This is a genomic window from Streptomyces sp. NPDC003284, assembly GCF_053589675.1.
This window is the reverse complement of record NZ_JBSFSI010000003.1, coordinates 68,840-91,747: the sequence shown is the minus strand read 5'-3', so window position 1 is coordinate 91,747 and position 22,908 is coordinate 68,840. Positions and strand designations below refer to the sequence as shown.

Genomic DNA, 22,908 nt, shown 5'->3' with positions numbered 1-22,908 from the left:
CGAATCGGTAACCGGGGCTGAACAGGGGCTTGAGATGAGCGACAGCGAGACGGCGCCCGGCGCGCCGAAGCCGCCGGGGGACGACACCCGGATGCCGCCCGAGGCCGGGCGGATCGCCTCCGGATACGCCTTCGCCGGTCCCGCCCTCGACCTGGGCGCCCTCCTCTGGGACGGCCGCTGCCTGCCCGGTGCCCGGATCCGGGTCCCGCTGCCGATGCTCAACCGCCACGGCCTGGTCGCGGGCGCCACCGGCACCGGCAAGACCAAGACGCTCCAACTCGTCGCCGAACAGCTCTCGGCGCAGGGCGTGCCCGTCTTCCTGGCCGACGTCAAGGGCGACCTGTCCGGCATCTCGGCGCCCGGCACGCCCGGCGACCGGACCGGCGCGCGCGCCGCCGAGGTGGGCCAGGACTGGGCCCCGGCCGGTTTCCCCGCCGAGTTCTACGCGCTCGGCGGCATGGGCCACGGCGTACCGGTGCGCGCGACCGTCACCAGTTTCGGCCCGGTCCTGCTGTCCAAGGTGCTCGAACTCAACCCGACCCAGGAGCAGTCGCTCGGCCTGATCTTCCACTACGCCGACACCAAGGGCCTGGAGCTGATCGACCTCAAGGACCTCAGGGCGGTCGTCGCCTTCCTGACCTCTGAGGAGGGCAAGCAGGAGCTGCGCGGCATCGGGGGCCTGTCGACCGCCACGGCGGGCGTGATCCTGCGCTCCCTCACCGCCTTCGAGGCGCAGGGCATGGCGGACTTCTTCGGCGAGCCGGAGTTCGACACCAGCGAGTTCCTGCGCAGGGCCGACGACGGGCGGGGCATCGTCTCCGTCCTCGAACTCCCCGCCGTGCAGGACCGGCCGCGGCTCTTCTCGACGTTCCTGATGTGGCTGCTCGCCGACCTCTTCCACGATCTGCCGGAGGTCGGCGACGTGGACAAGCCCGAGCTGGTGTTCTTCTTCGACGAGGCCCACCTGCTGTTCAACGGCGCCTCCAAGGCGTTCCTGGAGTCGGTCACGCAGACCGTGCGGCTCATCCGCTCCAAGGGCGTCGGCGTCTTCTTCGTGACCCAGACCCCCAAGGACGTGCCCGCCGACGTGCTCGGCCAGCTCGGCAACCGTGTCCAGCACGCGCTGCGCGCCTTCACCCCCGACGACCAGAAGGCCCTGAGGGCCACGGTGCGGACCTTCCCGGACTCGGCGTACGACCTGGAGGAGGTCCTGACCGGGCTCGGCATCGGGGAGGCGGTGGTGACGGTGCTCAGCGAGAACGGCGCGCCGACCCCGGTGGCGGCCACCCGGCTGCGGGCGCCCGAGTCGCTGATGGGCCCGGTCACCGGCCCGGACCTGGACCGCGCGGTACGGGAATCCCCGCTCCACGCACGTTATGCACAGGCTGTGGACCGGGAGTCGGCGTACGAGAAGCTGACGGCGGCTCAGGCCGCTCGGGCGGCTCAGGCGGCGGAGACCGGGGCCGCGCAGCCGTCTCCGTCCCCGGGGCGGGAACCGGAGCGCCCGCGCGGCGGCGGCCGGGGCCGGGACACCGGGGCGGAGCCCTCGGTCGTCGAGCAGGTCGTGGGCAGCGGCGTCTTCCGGTCCCTGGCCCGGTCGGTGGGCACCCAGCTCGGCCGGGAGATCACCCGCTCCCTCTTCGGCACGGCCCGCAGAAGGCGCTGAACGGGAGCCGTACGCCTACGCCGTCGTATGCCTACGCCGCCGTACGCCTATGCCGGTGCCGGTGACGACGGCGGACCGGGCGCCGATGTCCTCGGCGCCCGGTCCGCCGGACAGCGCTCAGAGGGTGGTCAGACGGTGCGGGGCACCTGCTGCGCGTGCCCGCGGATGCGGAAGGCGGTGACGATCTCCATCACGCCGACCACGATCAGCCACCAGCCGCCGATCAGGGTGAGCACCGCGACCGACTCCAGCGGGGAGTCGATCAGGACGATCCCGGCGATGAAGGTGAGGACGCCGAGGAAGATCTGCCAGCCGCGGGCCGGTGCCGTGCGGTCGTGGATCGCGGCGATCGTCTGCGTGATCCCGCGGATCAGCCAGCCGATGCCGATCCACAGGGCGAGCAGCAGGATCGACTGCATGGCGCCGCGGAAGCAGAACAGGCCCAGCAGGATCGACAGCGCGCCGCTGGCGAAGGCCAGCACGCGCAGGGCCGTCGACTTGTGGGTGCCGAAGGCGGAGACCAGCTGGAGCACGCCGCTGACCACGAGGTAGACGCCGAAGAGGACCCCGGCGGCCAGCAGCGAGGCGCCCGGCCAGAGCAGGACGAGGATGCCCAGGACGAGCGCGGCCACGCCGGTCACCAGGACCGCCTGCCAGGCGGCCCGGGACAGGAAGTGGAGCGGCCCTTCCAACGGGGGCTCGTAGGGCCCTTCCGGGCTCTCTGACGCAGGGGGCGCCCCCGGGGTCGTCCGGGGGTCGCGCATCGCGTGGACGCGGCGGTCGTCGTCTCCCGGCCCGCCGGGGCCGACGCTCGGTGGCTCGGTCATGGTCCATGCTTGGACCGGCCGCGGCCGGGCCGCCACCGCTGTGGGCCGTTCGGGTGACAGCGGGCCGCATCGCCGCAGCCTGCACCCCCGCAGCCTGCACCCCCGCAGCCTGCACCCCCGCGGCCCGCACTGCCGCCCATGGCCCGCCCCGGTCCGACGCCCCGGTCCGCCGAGCCGGTCCGCCGGGCCGGTCACTTCCCGGTGGTCTTCCCGGTGGTCTCCGCGGTGCTCTTCGCGGCCTTGGCGGCCGCCTTGATCTCCTGCTTGTGCGCCCGCACCTTGGCCAGCGACTCGGGCCCGGTGATGTCGGCGACGGACCGGAAGGACTCCGCCTCGCCGTACGGACCCGCGGCCGCCCGCCACCCCTCGGGGCGGACGCCGAGCTGCTTGCCGAGCAGCGCCAGGAAGATCTGCGCCTTCTGCTTGCCGAAGCCGGGCAGCGCCTCCAGGCGGCGCAGCAGCTCGGGCCCGCTGTCCACGTCCCGCCAGAGGGCCTCGGGGTCACCGTCGTAGTGCTCGACGAGGTACTGGCAGAGCTGCTGGATCCGCTTGGCCATCGAGCCCGGGTAGCGGTGCACGGCCGGCTTGTCCGACAGCAGCCGGCCGAAGGTCTCCGGGTCGAACGCCACGATCTCGTGCGCGTCCAGATCGTCGGTGCCCATCCGCCGGGCGATGGTCTCCGGTCCCTTGAACGCCCACTCCATCGGGATCTGCTGGTCCAGCAGCATCCCGATCAGCGCGGCGAGCGGACTGCGGCCGAGGAGGGCGTCGGCTTCGGGGTCCTGGGCGAGGTGCAGGGTGACGTTCATGTCCCGATGATCGCCCGCCGCGCGGCCGCCCGCACCGGCGGTGATCAATTCGAGTGGCCGGTCCTTTTTATTCGTGTTCCGTAACTTCGCATATTCCAGGTGCGTTATGCCGGTGTCGCGCCACCTGGCCCACGGAGAAAAATCATGTGGAACGCCACTCTCTGGACGCTGATCGCGTGTGCTTCCCTCTGCACCGCCGGGTCCATTCTCGTACCGCCCTACCAGTGCAGAATGTGGCGGGTCGACAGCGACGAATTGCGCCGCCGCAGGCTCATGGTCGCCGTACTGAAAAGCAATACCCGGACGCCCGAGGGCGACCCGGCCGTCGAGGGGCCGTCGCCCGACGCCCATCTCGTCGGGTGAGCGGATGAACCATCCGATCGCACATATAGGTCTAATCAGGGAATTCCTTCACCCGTTTGCCGCGCATCCGGGGAAGTCGGGTGGCGTTAGGTGGGATATGACGAAGGCATCCAGGGAAGGGTACTTGGGTCTGCTCGTGGGCCGCGAGCGTCAGGACGCGAGTGCCACACATGCGGTGACGTCGGGTCCCGACCCCCGTCTGGCCGCCCCTCCCGTGCAGCTGACGGCCACCGCTCACACCTCTCTGGCCAGGAGGAACAGGACCGGTCCGCCGGTCGCACCGGTCGCGCCGAAGGCGACCGAGTCGCTGCTGAGGGAGTTCCTGGACGCGATGAGCGCGCTCGAAGCCGATCTCGCCCGCCGCTGGGTCGGCTCGGAGAGCCGGACCGTCTTCTCGCGATCCGAATAGCCGGGCCGCCGCATGTATGACGAACGTATGGGCGGGCGCTCAGGCTATTCCGCTGATTATCCCTACGCGGAGCCGGACGGTTTCGCGGAACCCCGCCCTCGTAGCGGCACCGGTCGCCACCGGGCCCCCTCCGCGTTCTTCTCCGGCCCCCTCGGACCTCTGGTGCCCCCGGACTCGGCGTGGGACCCGGCCGAGGAACTGGCTTTCATGCTCCAGGACGCGATGGAGCACCAGACGCCGCCGCACACTCCCGTGGAGGGCGAGTGGGGCGAGTGGATGCGGGGCGGCACCCGGTCGAACGGATTTCCGGCGGCGACGGAGGACGCCGGAGACGCCGTACGAACGGAAAGCCCGGGTTTCCCGGGAGCCCCGGAAAGCACGGGAGTGCCGGAAACGGCGGGGACCCAGGCGGGCAACGGAATTCCGATGCGTACGGGCATCCCGGACCACGCGGAGAACGCGGCTGGTGCGGCGGGCACGGCGGGTGCGACGAGTGCGGTCGGTGCGGAAAGCACGGAAAGCCCAGGAAGCACGGCGAGCGCGGGAAGCCCAGGAAGCACGGAGCAGGTCTCCGGGGCCCTCCGGAACACCCCGTTGGAGAATCTCCAGGAGATCACGGCGGAGCTGCCGCCCCTGCGGGACGCCGCGCGCGGCCACCGGAAGGTGCGGCAGCGCAGGCGGCCGAGCGGCATCCGCGCCGCCAGCCATGTCATCGCGGCCCTCGCGGCGGTCACCGCCTCGGCGGTGAGCTTCTTCGGCGGCATGGTCGCCTACGACCCGCTGCGGATCGTGGCCGTGACCCGGATGCACGGCGGCATCGCCTCCTGGTGGCCGCTGCTGGTCTACGGGCCCTGGTTCGTGGCGTCCCTGTCCGTCCTGCGCGCCGCGCTGCACCGCCGCCGGGCCGTGCACTCGTGGTGCGTGGTGCTGCTCTTCTCGTCCATCGCGATGCTCCTGTGCGTGATCCAGGCGCCCAGGACGGTCATCGACATGTCGGCGGCGGCCCTGCCGGGCCTGGCCTCCCTGGCCTGCTTCCAGCAGCTCGTACGCCAGATCACGCTGACCCGCCCGCCCCGCCGCACGGCGCCGCGCCACCGTGTGCACCGCGTCCCCCGGCCGGACACCGCCGAGACCGAGCCGGCACCCGCCGCCCGCACCACACCGGCGACGGCTTCCCCCTCCTGAGCACCCGGGCGTCCCGGCAGTCACCCTTTCCCGGGGCCTGCCCGTGCTCAGGCGCTCACCACGTCCCGGACCGCCGCGAGGAACTCCTCCGTGCGCGGGTGGGTCGGATGGGCGGGGCGGGCCAGATAGACCGTGGCGGCGGGCGCGTCGGAGACCGGGACGAAGCGCACCCCCGGGTGGCTGTGGCTCTCGGCCGTGCCCGCCGCGCCGAGCCCGAACGCGGCGCCGGTGGCGATCAGGTTCAGCCACTCGTCCACATTGCCCACCTCGACCGTCGCCGCCGGACGCCGCTCCGGCGGCCACAGTTCCGGCGAGGCGGTGCCGGTGTCGGGCCACAGGGCCAGCGGGAGGTCAGGGTCCGCGGTCAGTTCGGCCAGCAGCACCTGCTCCCGGTCCGCGAGGGGATGGTCGTCGGGCAGTGCGGCGACCCGGTCCTCCTGGTAGAGGGCCTCGGTGCGGATGCGCGGATCGGCGGGGACGGTGCGCAGCACCGCCACATCGGTGTCGCCGGTGGCCAGACCCGCGGTGCTGTTGTCCTGCCGGACCACGTCGAGCGGCACGTGCGGATAGGCCCGCCGCCAGGAGCGCAGCAGCGGAACGGTCTGCTGCCCGAGCACCGCGCAGGTGTACCCGAGGCGCAGCGGCCGGGAGACGGCACGGGTGTCGGCGAGGGCGGAGTCCAGGTGCGCGAGGATCGCCCGCCCGTGCCCGAGCAGCGTCGTCCCGGCCGAGGTCAGCGCCAGACGCCGGGCGGAACGGTCCACCAGCCGGACGCCGACCCGCGCCTCCAGCTGGGCGATCGTCCGGGACAGGGCGGGCTGCGTCATGTGCAGCCGGGCGGCGGCGGCCGTGACGGTGCCGGCCGCGGCCACCGCGTCCAGGGCCCGCAGATGGCGCAGCTCCACGTCATCGTTCATGCCTGCGGAGCATAGTCCCTGCCCAGACGGCATTTCCGCGACCGATCCCGGGCCTCTAGCGTCGAAGAGGCCCGGACGTCACGGCCTGCTCTCTACCTCTCTTCTCATCTCTCCCCTCTCTCTTCTCTCCCCTCTCCTCTATCTCTTCTCCTCTATCTCTCTGACACGAAGGACGGTGGCTTGTCGTGAGGATTCTGCTGGTCGGCGCGGGCGGCACGCTGGGCGGCGCGGTGCGCCGGGCACTCGCGGAGCGCGGGCACGAGGTGATCGGTGTGGGCCGCTCGGGCGGTGACGTGAAGGCGGACGTCACCGACCCCGAGTCGGTGGCCCGGCTCTACGCGAGCACCGGCCGCCTGGACGCGGTGGCGGTCGCTGCGGGTGACGCGGTCTTCGGACCGCTGGCCGATCTGACCGCCGAGGACTTCGCGGCGACGTTCCGCGGCAAGGCGCTCAGCCAGATCGAACTGGTCCGCCAGGGCACGCGCCACATCGCGCCGACCGGCTCCTTCACCCTGGTCAGCGGCATCCTCGCCGAGGAGCCGATCGCCTCCGGGGCGGCGGCCTCGGCGGTGAACGGCGCCGTCGACGCCTTCGTACGCGCCGCCGCCATCGAGATCGCCCCCCAGCGCGTCAACGCCGTGAGCCCCACCGTCGTCGAGGAGTCCCTCCCCGCCTACGGCCCCTTCTTCCGGGGCATGGAAGCCGTCCCCGTCTCCCGCGTGGCCACGGCCTACGTACGCTCCGTCGAGGGCGCCCAGACGGGCCGCGTCTACCGCGTCCACTGAGCCCGGCGGACGCGCGGGCCGACCGTACACCGGCGGGGGCATGTGACGCTTCGCGGCGCCGGAGCCAAGTAGGGGTGTAAGGCAGTGACCCGCTCGTCGCAAGGAGCGCCCGTGCCCACGGAGCACCCGATACCCCCACCTGTATCCCCGCCCGTACGAGACACCTCCGGGTTCGCCGAGTTCTACCGGCAGAACTTCGACGCGGTCCTCGGCTTCGTCACCCGGCGCACCGACAACGTGCATCTGGCCGCCGACCTGACCGCCGACATCTTCCTGACCGCGCTGGAACGGGCGGACGGCTACGACGCCAGGCGAGGCACGCCCCTCGCCTGGCTGTACGGCATCGCCCGCAACGTCCTGGCCGCGCACTTCCGCGGCAGCGCCCGGGAGCGGCAGGCCGTCTCCAGGATCGCCGGCCACCGGCTGCTGGACGAGCAGGACGCCGCCGCGATCGAGTCGCGCATCGACGCGGACCGCGCCGCCCGGCAACTGGCCGGGCACCACGCCGCGCTGTCCGAGCCGCTGCGCGCCGTGCTGGACCTGGTGGCCGTCGACGGCCTGACCACCCGGGAGGCCGCCCAGGTCCTGGGCATCGGCACCGCCACCGCCCGGATGCGCCTGCACCGGGCCCGCAAGGCCCTGCGCAACGCGACCCCGCCGTCCACCCCGCCCCTGAACGCCCTTCTGGAGGCCGCCTCGTGAACGTCCCCGTCAACTTCCAGCAGCGGCTCGGCGACGAACTGGCGGCCCGCGCCGCGGCCCTGCCCGCCTTCTCCCCGGTCCCCGTCCGGCCGCGCCACACCCGCCGTATCGCGCTCACCTCGGTCGGGCTGGCCGCCGCCGTCACCGCCGTCGTCCTGGGTACCCAGGCGGGCAGCGGTCCGGCCGCGCCGCAGGCGGCGTCGGTCGCTCCGCCGACCGCGGACGGCGGCTCCGCGCCCGCCTTCGCCAACGTCGACTACTCGGTGACGGTCCGCCCCGACAAGGTCGTCGCGCTCAAGATCGTCGGTACGAGGCTCTCCGGGCTCCAGTCGGCGCTGCGGCGGGCGGGCCTGCCCGCCGTCGTCCTGACCCCCTCGGCCACCTGCGACTCCAAGGTCACCCCGGTCGACAGCGGCCACCTCGGCGCGGCGATGTCCCTGGACCCGGAGAACGGCCGCGTCGCGCTCCTGGACCCCGACGCGATTCCGCACGGCGACACCCTGCTGATCGTCGACGAAGCCCCGGGCAGTGCCCTCCACAAGTCCGTGGGCAGCATGGCCTACATGCTGACCAGGCCCGCTCCGAGCTGCTTCCCCACCTCGCAGGTCGACATCGGCACGAACTGACCCCGCCCGTGACCGGGCTACGCATCCCGGCTCTGGAGTGCCTGCCCCGCGATGGCGGCGATCCGCCCGACCTGCTCGCGCAGCCGGACGAGCTCCGCGGTCCGCCGCCGTCCTGCCACGATCTCGGACAGGGCGGCGGCGACGGTCTCCTCAGGGCCGTCGGTGCCGAGCACCTCGGCGGCCCGGCGGAGCAGAGCGGCGTCCACGCTGACCGAGTGGCTCGCCTCCGGCGAGGCCGGGACGGTGGACTCAGGGGCGGTGGGTTCGGGGACAGCGGGATCGAGGACAGCGGGCTCCGGGGTCGGCCTGGTCCTGCGGCGGCGCGGAGGGGGCACCGGAGCAGGCGCGGACTGAGCCGGGGGCGGGGACTGGGGCGCAACGGTGCCGGGGCTGCCCAGCACGGTGACCACCGGCTTTCGATAGCAGACTCCTCTCCCCGCCTTGGTCGTAAGGACGACGAGTTCCAGGGTGAGGTCGCAGACGGCCGGACCGTCGACCCGCTCCAGCGCGTCCGTCAGGTCGGCGAGCTGCACGGCCAACTGCCACGAGCCGCTCATGAAGCGGAACTCGCCGAGCGAGGGTTCCGCCGCGATCCGGAAGGTGAGGCTGATGGACGGCGACGGGCCGCGCCCTTCCCTGGCCGCCAGCTTCCTGTCCGCGAGCAGCGGCGGGCAGCCGCACGGCTGGCCCTTCTTCTCCTCCGGCGACAGGAACTCCAGGCCGTCGCACCGGTGGACGATCCCCTTGCTGCCCCAGAGCACCATGTGGGACGCCACCGCGTCGGGCCCCTCCAGGAGGACGCGTACCGTCTCCGCCTTCGTCAGCACTTCGTGGGCGAGTGCTTCTCCCCCTTCGTTCGGCTGAGACCGACCGCCCAGCAGACCGGCGACGCGGGCGGCCACCTCCGCGTCGTCGGTCGTGACCCGCCAGGCGTCCAGAGCCTGCGGCCGCCCCTCGGTCACACGCCCCGAGTGAAAGCGACCGACCGGGCCGGGTGTGCTCTGCGTCATTCGTGATCCTCGTCGGAGAGCGGAGAGCGGAGAGCGGAGAGCGGAGAGCGGAGAGCGGACAAAGCGGCGGAGGGATGGCCGCAACCGAGACCACCAACGTCGAAGGGCCCCCTGTTTCCAGGGGGCCCTTCGACAACGTGCCCGGTGAGGCACTGGCGGAGGATACGAGATTCGAACTCGTGAGGGGTTGCCCCCAACACGCTTTCCAAGCGTGCGCCCTAGGCCTCTAGGCGAATCCTCCGCTGGGAACATTACATGACGCGGAGGAGTGCTCGCGAACTCGTTCTCGGCCCCTGGGATCGGGTAGTCTTTCGGCAGCCCCTCACGCGGCGCTATCTGACTGAACTCCCCCAGGGCCGGAAGGCAGCAAGGGTAGGTCGGCTCTGGCGGGTGCGTGGGGGGCCCTTGCGTGGGTGGGCGGATCCGCGGGCCACGCCGGTTGTCGGTGGGCGCCTATAACCTCGTATGCGTGTCGTCTCTCGCGCTGTACCGCCGCTACCGACCGGAGTCCTTCGCCGAGGTCATCGGGCAGGAGCATGTCACCGACCCGTTGCAGCAGGCGCTGCGGAACAACCGGGTCAATCACGCGTATCTGTTCAGCGGTCCGCGCGGCTGCGGCAAGACGACCAGCGCACGCATCCTCGCCCGCTGCCTGAACTGCGAGAACGGCCCGACGCCCACGCCCTGCGGCGAGTGCGACTCCTGCCGTGACCTGGCGCGCAACGGTCCCGGCTCCATCGACGTCATCGAGATCGACGCCGCGTCGCACGGCGGTGTGGACGACGCCCGCGACCTGCGCGAGAAGGCGTTCTTCGGGCCCGCGCGCAGCCGGTACAAGATCTACATCATCGACGAGGCCCACATGGTCACGTCAGCCGGTTTCAACGCGCTGCTCAAGGTGGTGGAGGAGCCGCCGGAGCATCTGAAGTTCATCTTCGCCACCACGGAGCCCGAGAAGGTCATCGGGACGATCCGTTCGCGGACCCACCACTACCCCTTCCGGCTGGTGCCGCCCGGCACCCTGCGGGACTACCTGGGCGAGGTGTGCGGGAAGGAGGCCATCCCGGTCGAGGACGGCGTGCTTCCGCTGGTCGTGCGGGCCGGTGCCGGATCCGTGCGTGACTCCATGTCCGTCATGGACCAGCTGCTCGCCGGTGCGGACGAGGCCGGTGTGACGTACGCCATGGCCACCTCGCTCCTCGGGTACACGGACGGTTCGCTGCTCGACTCGGTCGTCGAGGCGTTCTCGTCCGGGGACGGCTCCGGTGCCTTCGAGGTCGTCGACCGCATCATCGAGGGCGGCAACGACCCGCGGCGCTTCGTCGCCGACCTGCTGGAGCGGCTGCGGGACCTGGTGATCCTGGCCGCCGTGCCCGACGCGGCCGAGAAGGGCCTCATCGACGCGCCCGCCGACGTGATCGAGCGCATGCAGGCCCAGGCCCGCTCCTTCGGCGCCGCCGAGCTGAGCCGTGCCGCCGACCTCGTCAACGAGGGACTGACGGAGATGCGCGGCGCCACCTCGCCCCGCCTCCAGCTCGAACTGATCTGCGCGCGCGTGCTGCTGCCCGCCGCGTACGGCGACGAGCGGTCCGTGATGGCCCGCCTCGACCGCATTGAGCGCGGCGTGCACTTCAGCACCGGCGCCGGAGCCCCCGCGATGGGGTACGTGCCCGGACCCGAGGCCCACGGCGGAGCCGCCGCGACCGCCGCGACCGCCGCGGCCGGTGCCCCGGTGCCGCCCGGCGGCGGTGCGGCGGCGGCCCGCGCGGCGGTGCGGACACCGGGGCCCCAGGGGGCGACGCCCGGTGCGCCGGGGGGCCAGGGAGCGCCCGGTGGTGTCGGAGGGGCGGACGGTGCTCCCCTCGCCGCTCCTTCCGCGCCGAGCGGAGCGGCCGGGTCCGCGGGCGCCGGGGAGTACGGCCAGGGGCCCGCCGCGCCCGCCGCCGACCGCCCCCAGCCCCAGGGAGCCCCCGCGCACGAGGCACCGCAGGCTCCCGCCGCCTCACCGCAGCAGTCCCCGGCCCCGGCCGCCGCGCCGTCCCCGGAGGCCGCGCCCGCGTCGGCTCCCGCGGCCGCCGCGCCCGGCGCCTGGCCCACGGCGGCGCCCACCGGAGCCGGTGCGGGATCCGGTGCCGGATCCGGTGCCCGGCGGCCCGGCGGCTGGCCCACGGCCGCGGCACCGGGCGGCGGCCAGCCCGCGGCCCGGCCCGGCGCGGCACCGGCCCCCGCGAACACCCCGCAGGCGCCCTCCGCCGCCCCCGCGCCCCAGGCCCCGGCCGTCGCCGCGTCCGCCCCGGCGGGCGGCGGGCTCGACCCGCGCCAGTTGTGGCCCAACATCCTGGAGGCGGTGAAGAACCGCCGCCGCTTCACCTGGATCCTGCTCAGCCAGAACGCGCAGGTCACCGGCTTCGACGGCACCACCCTCCAGCTCGGCTTCGTCAACGCGGGCGCCCGCGACAACTTCGCCGGCAGCGGCAGCGAGGACGTGCTGCGGCAGGCGCTGGCCGAGCAGTTCAACGTCCAGTGGAAGGTCGAGGCGGTCGTCGACCCGTCGGGCGGCGGCGCCCCCGTCCCGCAGCCCGTCGGCGGCTACGGCGGCGGCGGGTTCGGCGGGGGCGGCGGTGCCTTCCCCGGCGGCGGCGCGGCCCCGCAGCGTACGGCGGGCTCCCCGGCCGGATCCGCGGCTCCCGGGTCCGCCCCGGCCGCCGACCGCCCGGCCCCGGCGCGTACGGCGGCCCCGGGCCCCGGCGGCTCCCCGGCCGCGTCCCAGGCGGCCCGGCCGGCCCGGCCCGCCGCTCCCGAGCCCGCGCCCGTGGCCCCCGAGGACGACATTCCCGAGGACGACGACCCGGACCTCGACGAGTCGGCCCTGTCCGGCCACGACCTGATCGTGCGGGAGCTGGGCGCGACCGTCCTCGACGAGTACCCGACGGAGTGACGGAGCAGGAGCGGCGGGCGGCGGGGCCCCACCGGGTCCCACGGGCCTCGTCGGCTTCGGAGGAACGTACGAGCACCTCGCCCCCGCCCCCTCGGCAACCCGCACAAGGGGGTGCCGCGCTCTGCCGTTAGGCTGACCCCGTGAAGGTCCTCGTCATCGGCGGCGGCGCTCGTGAGCACGCCCTGTGCCGTTCCCTGTCCCTCGATCCCGACGTCACCGCGCTGCACTGCGCGCCCGGCAACGCCGGTATCGCCGAGGTCGCCGAGCTGCACCAGGTCGACGCCCTCGACGGCGCGGCCGTCGCGGCGCTGGCCACCCGGCTCGGTGCCGACCTGGTGGTCGTCGGGCCCGAGGCGCCGCTGGTCGCCGGGGTCGCCGACGCCGTGCGCGAGGCGGGCATCCCGGTCTTCGGGCCGTCCGGTCAGGCCGCGCGGCTGGAGGGCTCCAAGGCGTTCGCCAAGGATGTGATGGCCGGGGCCGGCGTCCCCACGGCCCGGTCCTACGTCTGCGCCACGGCCGAGGAGACCGACGCGGCGCTCGACGCCTTCGGCGCCCCCTATGTCGTCAAGGACGACGGGCTCGCCGCCGGAAAGGGTGTCGTCGTCACCGGCGACATCGAGGCGGCCCGGACCCACGCCGCCGCCTGCGACCGGGTGGTCATCGAGGAGTACCTCGACGGCCCCGAGGTCTCCCTCTTCGCCGTCACCGACGGTGTGACGGTCCTCCCGCTCCAGCCCGCCCAGGACTTCAAGCGCGCCCTGGACGGCGACGCGGGCCCGAACACGGGCGGCATGGGCGCGTACTCCCCGCTGCCCTGGGCCGAGCCCACTCTGGTGGACGAGGTGCTGCGGACCGTCCTCCAGCCCACCGTCGATGAGCTGCGTCGCCGGGGCACCCCGTTCTCCGGGCTGCTCTACGCGGGCCTCGCGATCACCGGTCGCGGGATCCGGGTGATCGAGTTCAACGCCCGGTTCGGCGACCCGGAGACCCAGGTCGTGCTGGCCCGCCTCCGGACCCCGCTGGCGGGTGTCCTGCTGGCCGCGGCCACCGGGACCCTCGGCGACCTGGAGCCGCTGCGCTGGAGCGACGAGGCGGCCGTGACCGTGGTCGTCGCCTCGCACAACTACCCCGGCACCCCGCGCACCGGCGACCCGATCACCGGTCTCGACGAGGTGGCCGCCGAGGACGCCCCGCACGCCTACGTCCTGCACGCGGGCACCCGGCAGGAGGACGGCGCCGTGCTGAGCGCGGGCGGCCGCGTCCTGTCCGTCACGGCCGTCGGCAAGGACCTCACCGAGGCGCGCGAACGCGCGTACACGGCGGTCGGCCGCATCCGCCTCGACGGCTCCCAGCACCGCACCGACATCGCCGCCAAGGCGGCGGCGGGCGCCTAGCCGAGGGCCTCAGGCACCCTTTTCCGATGATCAGGCCCCGGACAGAATCCGGGGCCTGATCTTTGCTCTGTGTCATCCACCTCTGACCAAAGCCATTCCATCGAGTGAGCAATGGCCCATCCGGCTGACGTGGGCCGGACCCCCAACTAGGGTGCGGCGCAAGCGTTCCGGCACTTGGCCCACCGGCATTGCGATGTCAGTGGCGGGTGCCACAGTGGGGGAGTGAGCACCACAGGGCAGTTCAGGACAGTCGGGAGGGGGTGACGTCCGGTCGTGACCGGAAACGGTGTGGAAGGCAGTGCGCAGTCGGCGCGCTCCCGGGCCCTGGCCGTGCTGCGTGTCCGCGGACGCGCGCTGGCCGTCGCCCTGCTGCCCGCCGCCGTCGCCGTGATCCTGCTCGCCGGCGGTTCCACCGGCCATCTCGTGGGCCACGGCTGGGACCTCGCCCGGTGGGTGGTCGGCGCCGTGGCGGTCGTCGTCCTGCTGGCCGCCGCCGGTATCGGGGCGGTCGTCGCCCGCGCCCGCCCCGCGATGAGCCCCACGGTCCCGGTCCCGGAGGAGTCCGCCCCGGACCTGTACCGCCTGGTGCGCGACCTCGCCGACCGGCTCGACGTCCCGGCCCCGTCCGCCATAGCGCTGACCCCGGACTGCGACAGCTGGCTGGAGGACCGTACGCATCCGGCCCACGGCCCTCCCGCGGGCGCCGACCGGGACGAGCCGGACGGGCCCGGTGCCCTGCCCGCGGGCCGCTCCCGCCGGGCGGCGGCCGCGCCGGTGCTGGTCATCGGCTCCCCGTTCCTGTGGTGGATGCGCGTCGGCGAGCTGCGGGCCGTGCTCGCCCCGGTCGTGGCCGGTACGGGCCCCTCGGCGCACCCCGACATAGCCGCCGCCCGCCGGTTCGTCCGCGGGCTGGACGCGGCGGTGGCCGCCGCCTCTACGGCCGGGCGGTGTCCGCTGTCCCACGCGGTGTGCGCGGCCGTCGGCTGGGTGGCCCGGCTGATGCTCCGCGGCTGCCGGGAGGACGCGGCCCTGATGGAGCGGGGTGTGGCGGCGGCAGCGGCCGACCGCGCACAGGCTGTGGACTACGGGCTGCGGATCGTCGCCCAGGAGCAGGTCGGCCTGGCGTACGCGGGCTGGGACCGGCTGCTGACCCGGGTGGCGCTGCCCGCGTGGCGGATGGGCCGCTGGCCGTCCCGGCTGGACGCGGGCGTCGTCGCGGCCCTCACGGAGCTGTCCCGGCGCGACCGCCTGGCCGAGGGGTTCGCCTCGCGGCTGGGCGAGCGGCCCGCCTGCGACCTGCTGGAGGAGCCCGGCACGGTGGACGAGGCCACCTCGCTGCTGGCGGCGCGGCTCTTCCACGGCGGCCCGGCCGGGACCGGCCCGGACTGGGCCCCGGTGGACTGGGCGGACTACCCGGAGGAGGTCGTCGACCGCAAGTGGCGCACCGACGCCGCCCGTCTGCACCGCGTACTGGACGCGCTGGGCGTCCGCCGCGCCCCCGGCTCCCCGCCCGGCGACCCGCACGGCGCGACGCTGGAACGGGTCCTGCGGCATCTCTCCGCCGACCACCTCCTCGCGTCCCCGCCGCACGGACCGACGGACCCCACCCGCGCGGCCGAGCCCACCCGAACGGCCGAAGCACCCCCATCGGCTGAGCCCGCCGGGCCCGCCGGACCCGCCGGAGCTGTCGAGAAGGCCCAGGCAGCCCCGGTGGCCGGACCGGTCGGGGCGGCCGAGCCACATGAGCCGTACGAGCCACATGATTCGTACGAGCCGCATGGGCGGTACGAGTCGTACGGGCCGGACGACGACGAGTCCGACCCGGGCACCGAGCGCGGCGCCGCGCTCGCCGCCGGACTCAGCGCGGAGCTGGCCCGGGAGGAGGCCGCCGCGCCCGCCGCCCCGACGTCGGCGGAGAGCGGCGGACAGACTCCCGCCGCACCCCTCTGGGACGAGGGCGCGCTCCCCCTCCTCCCGCTCCAGCCGCCGCGCACCGGCCGGGAGCTCCTCGCCGACCACGTCACCGCGATGGTGTGCTGCGCCGCGATGGACACCGCCGGGGCCGCCCCCGGCCTCGACTGGCTCGACGGTCCCTCCCTGCTGATCGACGGCGAGAGAACCGCCGACCTCGGCCCCAAGGTCCTCGCCCTGGTCGAGGACGGCGATCCGGGCCCGTTGCGGACCTGGCTGATCGACGCGGGCATACGGCCGGAAAAGCCGGTGCGGCTGGCCTGAACCCGGCGGACGCGGATCCGGAGGGCGGCCTACCGGACCCAGGACTTCCACTTTCGGTCAATTCGCAACGAGTAGTGACAGCATGCGTGCGTCATGTGATGTGCTGGGACCGACCGCGCACGTGGCAATCGCACACGACATACGACAGACGGGCGCCGTCCCGCTCTGCCTGCCTGCACCAGGACGCACGGCACCCCGGACCGGCCGGCACACCACCCGGCCCTCCGGTCACCCGGCGGCCGTACCCGGCCACCCCCGCCGCCCGGACCAGGCCCACGGCATCCGGCAGCAGGACGCACCCAAACCGCACACACGCACCGCACACCCACATCAGGACGCACCGCACACCCACCAGGGCGCACGGACACACCGGCCGGACGGAAGCGCAGAAACGCATCCGCACCGCACCGCCCCGCCGGTCACGACAGAGCACGGGGGACGAGGGAGGGGAACAGCCATGGGACCGGACCGTGTCCGCCGCTGGGAGTCGGGAGCACTCGCGCACGCCGTCACCGATCCGTTCGGCCAGGGGCCCGTGCCCTGGCTGCGGGGCAGCGAGACGTACTACGACGACAGCGGCCATGTCGTGCCCTGGTACGTCGACCCGGCCGCGCCCTCCGCCCCCGGCGGCGGACCGGGCGGCAAACCGGGCGGCACCGCCTCCCGCATCCCGGCGCCCCGCCCCGCCGAGGTCGGCCCCCGCTCGGCCGACGACGTGCACCGCCAGATCAAGGGCTTCGCCTCCACGGGCGCCGTCACGCCCGGCGAGGCGATCGACTTCCACGTCACCGTGGACCCGCCCCAGGAGTTCGGCGTCGACGTCTACCGCATCGGCCACTACGGCGGCGACGGAGCCGCCAAGATCACCACCAGCCCGCGGCTGTCCGGCATCGTCCAGCCGCCGCCGCTCACCGCCGACCGCACCGTGTCCTGCCACCACTGGTGGCTGTCGTGGCGGTTGCAGATCCCCTCGTACTGGAGCATCGGCGCGTACGTCGCGGTGCTGACCACCGCCGACGGCTACCGCTCCCACATCCCCTTCACCGTCCGGGACAGCCACCCCGCCGACCTGCTCCTGCTGCTGCCCGACGTCACCTGGCAGGCGTACAACCTCTACCCGGAGGACGGCCGCACCGGCGCCAGCCTCTACCACGCCTGGGACGAGGACGGCCGGCTGCTCGGCGAGGCCGACGCCGCCACCACGGTCTCCTTCGACCGGCCGTACGCGGGCGCGGGCCTGCCCCTGCACGTGGGCCATGCCTACGACTTCATCCGCTGGGCCGAGCGCTACGGCTACGACCTCGCCTACGCCGACGCCCGCGACCTGCACGCGGGCCGGGTCGACCCCACCCGCTACCGCGGCCTGGTCTTCCCCGGCCACGACGAGTACTGGTCCGTCCCGATGCGCCGCACCGCCGAACGCGCCCGCGAGCACGGCACGTCCCTGGTCTTCCTCTCCGCCAACACCATGTACTGGCAGGTCGAACTGGGCCCCTCCCCGGCCGGGGTCCCCGACCGCCTGCTGACCTGCCGCAAACGCAAGGGCCCCGGCCGCCCGGTGCTGTGGCGGGAGATCGACCGGCCCGAGCAGCAGCTCATCGGGATCCAGTACGCGGGCGGCGTCCCCGATCCGCACCCGCTGATCGTGCGCAACGCCGGCCACTGGCTGTGGGAGGCGACCGGGGCCCGGGAGGGCGACGCGATCGACGGTCTGGTCGCGGGCGAGGCCGACCGCTACTTCCCGCGCACCCCGCTCCCCGACCACCAGCGCCGCATCCTCCTCGCGCACTCCCCGTACACCGACGGCGAGGGTGTCCCGCGCCACCAGGAGACGTCCCTGTACCGGGCGCCGTCCGGTGCCCTGGTCTTCGCGTCCGGGACGTTCGCCTGGTCACCCGCGCTGGACCGCCCCGGCCACGTCGACGCGCGCGTGCAGCGGGCCACGGCCAACCTTCTGGACCGCATCTGCAAACGCGACTGACCCGTGCTCCACCCGCTGTCCGCGGCCCGTGTCCGATACGGGAGAATCGAGCCATTGGACAGAACCACGGGGAGGAACCGTGTCCGGATTCGTCGAAAAGCCCGAGCCGATCCAGGTTCCGGGTCTGGTGCATCTGCACACCGGCAAGGTGCGCGACCTGTACCAGAACGAGGCGGGCGACCTCGTGATGGTCGCCAGCGACCGCATGTCCGCCTACGACTGGGTGCTGCCCACCGAGATCCCCGACAAGGGGCGCATTCTCACGCGGCTCTCCCTGTGGTGGTTCGACCGGCTCGCCGACCTCGTCCCCCACCACGTCATCAGCACCGACGTCCCCGAGGGCGCCCCCGCCGACTGGGCCGGGCGCACGCTCGTCTGCACATCGCTGCGGATGGTCCCGGTGGAGTGCGTGGCCCGCGGCTACCTCACCGGCTCGGGCCTGGCCGAGTACAACGCCTCCCGCACGGTGTGCGGCCTCGCCCTCCCCGAGGGCCTCGTCGACGGCTCCGAGCTGCCCGCCCCGATCTTCACCCCGGCCACCAAGGCCGAGGTCGGCGAGCACGACGAGAACGTCTCCTACGAGGAGGTGGCCCGCCAGGTCGGCGCCGAGACGGCAGCGAAGCTGCGCCAGACGACCCTCGCCGTCTACGGCCGGGCCCGGGACATCGCCCGGGAGCGGGGGATCCTCCTCGCCGACACCAAGTTCGAGTTCGGCTTCGATGGGGAGACGCTGGTCCTCGCGGACGAGGTGCTCACACCGGACTCCTCCCGCTTCTGGCCCGCCGACCAGTGGCAGCCGGGGCGCGCGCAGCCGTCGTACGACAAGCAGTTCGTGCGGGACTGGCTGACCTCCGCGGAGTCCGGCTGGGACCGCACCGGTGAGCAGCCCCCGCCGCCGCTGCCCGAAGCGGTGGTGGAGGCGACCCGGGGCAAGTACGTGGAGGCGTACGAGCGGCTGACCGGCACGAGCTGGTCCTAGAGCACGAAGAAGCCCCCCGGCCGAGACCGGGGGGCTTCTTGCTGGAGCGGACGACGAGGCTCGAACTCGCGACCTCAACCTTGGCAAGGTTGCGCTCTACCAACTGAGCTACGTCCGCAGTGCGCCGTGGCGCGAGAGCAACTATACCCAACCTCGCTCGCGGGCGAGCCGCGCCGCGGCATGCCGGTTCTCCGCGCCCAGCTTGGTCACGGCCGACGACAGGTAGTTGCGGACGGTGCCGGGGGAGAGCGCGGCCCGCTCGGCGATCTCCGTGACGGGGGCGCCGTCCGCCGCCAGTTCCAGCACCTCCGCCTCCCGCGCGGTCAGCGGGGAGTCACCGGCGGAGATCGCGTCGGCGGCCAACTCCGGGTCGATGTAGCGGTTTCCGCCGTGGACGGTACGGATGATCTCGGCGAGCCGCTGAGCGCTGACCGTCTTGGGCACGAAGCCGCGCACACCCGCGGCCAGCGCCCGCTTCAGATGCCCCGGGCGGCCGTGGCCGGTCACGATCAGCACCCGGCAGCCGGGCAGTTCCGTCCGCAGCGATGTGGCGACCTTCACACCGTCGGCGCCCGGCATCTGGAGATCCAGGACGGCGACATCGGGTTCGTGCGCCCGTGCCATGGCCAGCGCCTCGGGGCCGCTCGCCGCCTCCGCGACCACCAGCAGGTCGTCCTCCAGCGAGAGCAGCGCGGCGAGCGCGCCCCGGATGAGGTGTTCGTCGTCGGCCAGCAGCAGCCGTACGGGCCCGGCCTCGCGGTACGTCGTCATCTGCCGGTCCCACCGGCCCCACGCACCGACCGCGTCTCCTCCGCCATGTCACCCTCCATCGACTCCGACTCCGACTCCGACTCCGGCACCAGCTTCTGCGCTGCCTCCTGCCCCGGCACCGGCACCGGCCCCGACTCCGCCCCCGGCCCTGGTTTCCCTTCCGGTCCGGACCGTGTCCGGACCGCCTCGGCCGGGAGCGGCACCTCGGCGGTCAGCCGGAAGCGGCCGGGGCCCGCGGGTCCCGCGTGCAGCAGGCCGTCGAGCTCCGAGAGACGTTCGCGCAGCCCCGCGAGGCCGGAGCCCGGCCGGCCGGCGGGCGGCGTCTCGGGCACGCCGTCGTTCTCGACCGTCAGCTCGGCCCGCCCGTCGCGCACCCGCAGGGAGATGGCGCACTGCCGCGCGTCGCCGTGCCGCAGCACATTGGTGGCGGCCTCGCGGACCACCCAGCCGAGCGCGGACTGCGCCGCGGCGGGCAGCCGGGTGGCCGAGCCGGTGACGGCGCAGTCGATGCCCGCGGCGGCCAGCACCCCCTGGGCACCGGCGAGTTCCGCCCCGAGGTCGGCCTCCCGGTAGCCGCGGACCACGGCACGCACCTCCCGCTGGGACTCCTGAGCCAGCCGCTGCACCTCGATCATCTGCTCCACCGCGTCGGGCCGTCCGCGCCGTCCCCACTGCACGGCCAGCTCGGCCTTCAGCGCGATCACCGCGAGATTGCGGCCCAGCACGTCGTGCAGATCCCGTCCGAAGCGCAGCCGCTCCTCGGCGACGGCCAGCCGGGCCTCGACCTCGCGGGCGCGTTCGGCCTCCCACAGCACGGACAGCGTCCAGGCGCTGCAACGCGCGGCCAGCAGCGCGAAGCCGATGGTGAAGGCGATCAGCACCGCGATCATCAGAACGTCGGCGGGCTCCTGGACGGTGAGAGCGTCCGCCGCCATGACGAGCAGTCCCACCACGGCGGACCGGCGCAGGAACACGGGGACGGACACGATCAGCGCGTAGACGAGGCCGAACATCAGCAGGGCGGCGCCGACCGCGAGCCGGGCCGCCCAGGGGTCGATCCCGTCGGCGGCGATCAGCGCGAACGGCAGGACGAGCGCCGCGACCAGCAGTCCGAAGGAGGTCCTCAGTGCGCGTCCGGACAGTCGGCCGCGGCCCAGGAAGTGGTCGAAGGCGGGCTGGGCGAGCCGGTTGGCGGCCGCGCACTGGAGCACCCCGACGACGATCACCAGCCCCGCGAGGACGAGGGGCAGCGGCCGGTGGCGCACCCCGGCGACGACCGGGGGTGCCATCCAGGTGAGCGAGAACACCCACTCCGCCGCGCACAGCATGATCACGCTGTGCAGCTCGACCCGTTCCGCCTTGCTGCGCTCCCGCCACTGCCGCCGCTGCCACCGCCGGATGCCGTCGAACATCGCGCTTCTCCGCCCATCCGTTCCGCCCGTTCCGCCTGCTCCGCCTGTTCCGCCCGTTGCCTTCGTGCCGTTCGTTCCGGCCCGTGTCTCAGCGCCGGGGCTCCCAGCGGAACCACCGTCGCACAGCGAACACCGCGAGCGTCAGCCAGACCAGGGCGAGCACCAGGGCCCGCAGCACCTCGAACCCGCTGAGCCCGCCGGTCCAGCCGCCGCGCAGCAGGGTGATCGCCGGGGTCAGGGGGAGCAGTTCGCACAGGTGGGCCAGCCGGTCGGGAAGGATCTCCAGCGGGACGGCGATCCCCGAGCCCACCGCCGACACCATGATCAGCGGGATCGAGGTGACCTGGGCGCTCTCCGTGGTGCGGGTCAGTCCCGCGGTGACCGCAGCCAGGGTCAGGCACAGCGCCAGCCCCAGCAGCAGGCCGAGCACGGCGAGGTGGGGCGCGTGCGGGGCGGGCACATGCAGCAGGGCCGTACAGGCGGCAATGAGGATCAGTGACTGCCCGAGCCCCGTGACGAGCGCCGGGAGCGCGGTCCCGGCGAGGATCTCGGTGTCCCGCGCCTCACCGGTGCGCAGCCGCTTGAGGACGAGCTGCTCGCGCCGGGCGACGAACACGCCGACGAGCGTGGAGTACACGGCGAACAGCAGGGAGAAGCCGAGGGCGGCGGGCAGCATGACGAGCCCGACGGTGAGCCCGGCGTCCTTGAGGTTCATCCCCTCGGCCGCCGAGTGCAGGCTGAACGGCAGCACCAGCGGGACGAGTCCGGCGGCCACGAGGGTGCTGCGGCTCCGTACGAACAGGGTCAGTTCGGCGCGGGCGAGGGCGGTCATACGGCTCCGCGGCGTACTGGGAGCCCGGTCGGCGCGGGCCGCGCCGGTGGGGGTGGCGATGCTGGTCATACGGCGTGCTCCGGCTTCCTCGGCTCCGCGGGCTCCCCGGGTGCCGACACCTCGCGGGCGATGGTCAGGAACGCCTCCTCCAGTGAGGCCGACCGGGCGTCCAGGCCGTGCAGGGCGAGCCCGGACCGCCGGGCCCACAGGAGCAGTTCGGTGGCGGTGCGCTGCAACTCCCGGGTGTGCAGCCGCAGGACGCGGCCCTGCACGTCGTGCCCGCACACCCCCAGGGCGGCGAGCGGCGGGAGGTCGCCGGGGAAGTAGCCGGTGGGCAGCTCGAAGGAGATCCGGGACGGCTGGGCGGCCGTGACCTCGGCCGGGGTGCCGGATACGGCGATGCGTCCCTCGTGCAGGATCGCGAGCCGGTCGGCGAGCCCCTCGGCCTCCTCCAGATAGTGCGTGGTGAGCAGCACGGTGGTGCCCGCGTCCCGCAGGGCCCGGACCAGGTCCCAGGTGTCCCGTCGGCCCTCGGCGTCCAGCCCGGTGGTCGGCTCGTCCAGGAACAGCACCTCGGGGTCGCCGAGCAGGGCGAGCGCCAGGTCCAGCCGACGCCGCTCACCGCCGGACAACTGCTTCACCCGGACGTCCGCACGCCGTTCCAGACCGACCAGGGCGAGGGCTTCCCGGGGGTCGTGGGCCCCGCTCACGCAGCCGGCCCACATCCGTGTGGTCTCGCTGACGGTCAGTTCGGAGGGGAAGCCGCCCTCCTGGAGCATCACGCCGGTACGCGGCCGTACGGCGGCCCGCTCGGTGAAGGGGTCGTGGCCCAGCACCCGGACGCGTCCCGCGGACGGCGCGGCCAGCCCCTCCAGCACCTCGACCGTCGAGGTCTTTCCGGCGCCGTTGGTGCCGAGCAGGGCGAAGATCTCTCCTTGTTTCACGTGAAACGTGATGCCGCGTACGGCCTCGAACCCGCCCCCGTACACACGTCGTAGGTCGGTGACCTCAATCACGTGCTCGTGTTCGTTCCTGTCCATGGCTCCAGCGTCGGGGCGGACGCGGGC

General features: G+C 73.8%; 19 protein-coding genes, 2 tRNA genes, 1 other RNA gene and 1 pseudogene. 13 read left to right on the top strand and 10 right to left on the bottom strand.

Going from position 1 to position 22,908, the window contains the following annotated elements; genetic code table 11:
* Positions 1-34: 34 nt before the first annotated feature.
* Positions 35-1,666 (top strand): helicase HerA-like domain-containing protein, encoded by a 1,632-nt coding sequence (locus tag ACWDYF_RS07420; protein WP_389462834.1) that lies wholly within the window; start codon positions 35-37, stop codon positions 1,664-1,666.
* A gap of 128 nt (positions 1,667-1,794) precedes the next feature.
* Here the strand turns inward: ACWDYF_RS07420 and ACWDYF_RS07415 are convergent, their stop codons facing one another.
* Both ACWDYF_RS07415 and ACWDYF_RS07410 read right to left on the bottom strand, forming a co-directional pair.
* Positions 1,795-2,493: an HdeD family acid-resistance protein gene (locus ACWDYF_RS07415; RefSeq protein WP_381739036.1), complete on the bottom strand. Its 699-nt coding sequence runs from the start codon at positions 2,491-2,493 to the stop codon at positions 1,795-1,797.
* Positions 2,494-2,684: 191 nt separating this feature from the next.
* Entirely contained in the window at positions 2,685-3,302 is a 618-nt protein-coding gene (locus tag ACWDYF_RS07410; protein ID WP_389462835.1) for an HhH-GPD-type base excision DNA repair protein, read from the bottom strand.
* Positions 3,303-3,446: 144 nt separating this feature from the next.
* On the opposite strand from ACWDYF_RS07410, the gene ACWDYF_RS07405 reads away from it, so the two are divergent.
* The 3 genes and pseudogenes from ACWDYF_RS07405 to ACWDYF_RS07395 form a co-directional block, all read left to right on the top strand.
* A complete protein-coding gene (locus ACWDYF_RS07405) occupies positions 3,447-3,665 on the top strand; it encodes a hypothetical protein (RefSeq protein WP_389462836.1) in 219 nt (72 codons plus the stop codon).
* A gap of 124 nt (positions 3,666-3,789) precedes the next feature.
* Positions 3,790-4,074 carry a hypothetical protein gene (locus tag ACWDYF_RS07400; protein ID WP_381739040.1) on the top strand — a complete coding sequence of 95 codons (285 nt, stop codon included), beginning with the start codon at positions 3,790-3,792 and terminating at the stop codon, positions 4,072-4,074.
* Positions 4,075-4,662: 588 nt separating this feature from the next.
* Positions 4,663-5,259, top strand: a pseudogene (locus ACWDYF_RS07395) (DUF2637 domain-containing protein); the annotation flags it as partial.
* Between the two features lie 47 nt (positions 5,260-5,306).
* Here ACWDYF_RS07395 and ACWDYF_RS07390 read toward each other — a convergent pair.
* Entirely contained in the window at positions 5,307-6,176 is an 870-nt protein-coding gene (locus ACWDYF_RS07390; protein ID WP_389462838.1) for a LysR family transcriptional regulator, read from the bottom strand.
* A gap of 185 nt (positions 6,177-6,361) precedes the next feature.
* Between ACWDYF_RS07390 and ACWDYF_RS07385 the strand changes: the two genes are divergently transcribed.
* From ACWDYF_RS07385 to ACWDYF_RS07375, 3 genes are all read left to right on the top strand, one after another.
* Positions 6,362-6,961: a short chain dehydrogenase gene (locus ACWDYF_RS07385; RefSeq protein ID WP_381739043.1), complete on the top strand. Its 600-nt coding sequence runs from the start codon at positions 6,362-6,364 to the stop codon at positions 6,959-6,961.
* A gap of 111 nt (positions 6,962-7,072) precedes the next feature.
* Positions 7,073-7,663 (top strand): RNA polymerase sigma factor, encoded by a 591-nt coding sequence (locus ACWDYF_RS07380; protein ID WP_389462839.1) that lies wholly within the window; start codon positions 7,073-7,075, stop codon positions 7,661-7,663.
* Positions 7,660-8,289 carry a hypothetical protein gene (locus ACWDYF_RS07375; protein WP_389462840.1) on the top strand — a complete coding sequence of 210 codons (630 nt, stop codon included), beginning with the start codon at positions 7,660-7,662 and terminating at the stop codon, positions 8,287-8,289. Before ACWDYF_RS07380 ends, ACWDYF_RS07375 begins: the two co-directional genes overlap by 4 nt.
* 17 nt (positions 8,290-8,306) lie before the next feature.
* Here the strand turns inward: ACWDYF_RS07375 and ACWDYF_RS07370 are convergent, their stop codons facing one another.
* Positions 8,307-9,299, bottom strand: coding sequence for a recombination directionality factor (locus ACWDYF_RS07370; protein ID WP_389462841.1), 993 nt, complete (start codon positions 9,297-9,299; stop codon positions 8,307-8,309).
* 153 nt (positions 9,300-9,452) lie between these two features.
* A tRNA-Ser gene (locus tag ACWDYF_RS07365) sits at positions 9,453-9,540 on the bottom strand.
* Positions 9,541-9,613: 73 nt separating this feature from the next.
* Here ACWDYF_RS07365 and ffs point away from each other — a divergent pair.
* From ffs to ACWDYF_RS07335, 6 genes are all read left to right on the top strand, one after another.
* Positions 9,614-9,708: signal recognition particle sRNA small type (ffs, locus tag ACWDYF_RS07360), an RNA gene on the top strand.
* Positions 9,709-9,768: 60 nt separating this feature from the next.
* Entirely contained in the window at positions 9,769-12,237 is a 2,469-nt protein-coding gene (locus ACWDYF_RS07355) for a DNA polymerase III subunit gamma and tau (RefSeq protein ID WP_389462842.1), read from the top strand.
* A 140-nt stretch (positions 12,238-12,377) separates the two neighbouring features.
* Entirely contained in the window at positions 12,378-13,631 is a 1,254-nt protein-coding gene (purD, locus tag ACWDYF_RS07350; RefSeq protein WP_381739051.1) for a phosphoribosylamine--glycine ligase, read from the top strand.
* A 273-nt stretch (positions 13,632-13,904) separates the two neighbouring features.
* Positions 13,905-15,866, top strand: coding sequence for a hypothetical protein (locus ACWDYF_RS07345; protein WP_389462843.1), 1,962 nt, complete (start codon positions 13,905-13,907; stop codon positions 15,864-15,866).
* A gap of 457 nt (positions 15,867-16,323) precedes the next feature.
* Entirely contained in the window at positions 16,324-17,847 is a 1,524-nt protein-coding gene (locus ACWDYF_RS07340) for a N,N-dimethylformamidase beta subunit family domain-containing protein (protein WP_037894651.1), read from the top strand.
* Positions 17,848-17,926: 79 nt separating this feature from the next.
* Positions 17,927-18,826: a phosphoribosylaminoimidazolesuccinocarboxamide synthase gene (locus ACWDYF_RS07335; RefSeq protein WP_389462844.1), complete on the top strand. Its 900-nt coding sequence runs from the start codon at positions 17,927-17,929 to the stop codon at positions 18,824-18,826.
* Between the two features lie 42 nt (positions 18,827-18,868).
* Here the strand turns inward: ACWDYF_RS07335 and ACWDYF_RS07330 are convergent.
* From ACWDYF_RS07330 to ACWDYF_RS07310, 5 genes are all read right to left on the bottom strand, one after another.
* Positions 18,869-18,944: transfer RNA gene (locus tag ACWDYF_RS07330), tRNA-Gly, on the bottom strand.
* Positions 18,945-18,967: 23 nt separating this feature from the next.
* Positions 18,968-19,597, bottom strand: coding sequence for a response regulator (locus tag ACWDYF_RS07325; RefSeq protein ID WP_389462845.1), 630 nt, complete (start codon positions 19,595-19,597; stop codon positions 18,968-18,970).
* On the bottom strand, positions 19,594-21,009 hold the full coding sequence (locus tag ACWDYF_RS07320; RefSeq protein ID WP_389462846.1) for a sensor histidine kinase: 1,416 nt from the start codon (positions 21,007-21,009) through the stop codon (positions 19,594-19,596). The genes ACWDYF_RS07325 and ACWDYF_RS07320 overlap by 4 nt, the downstream gene beginning before the upstream one ends.
* An 88-nt stretch (positions 21,010-21,097) precedes the next feature.
* Positions 21,098-21,910: an ABC transporter permease gene (locus ACWDYF_RS07315; protein WP_381739061.1), complete on the bottom strand. Its 813-nt coding sequence runs from the start codon at positions 21,908-21,910 to the stop codon at positions 21,098-21,100.
* Complete coding sequence (locus ACWDYF_RS07310) at positions 21,907-22,881, bottom strand: ABC transporter ATP-binding protein (protein ID WP_389462847.1); 975 nt, start codon at positions 22,879-22,881, stop codon at positions 21,907-21,909. The genes ACWDYF_RS07315 and ACWDYF_RS07310 overlap by 4 nt, the downstream gene beginning before the upstream one ends.
* Positions 22,882-22,908: the final 27 nt, after the last annotated feature.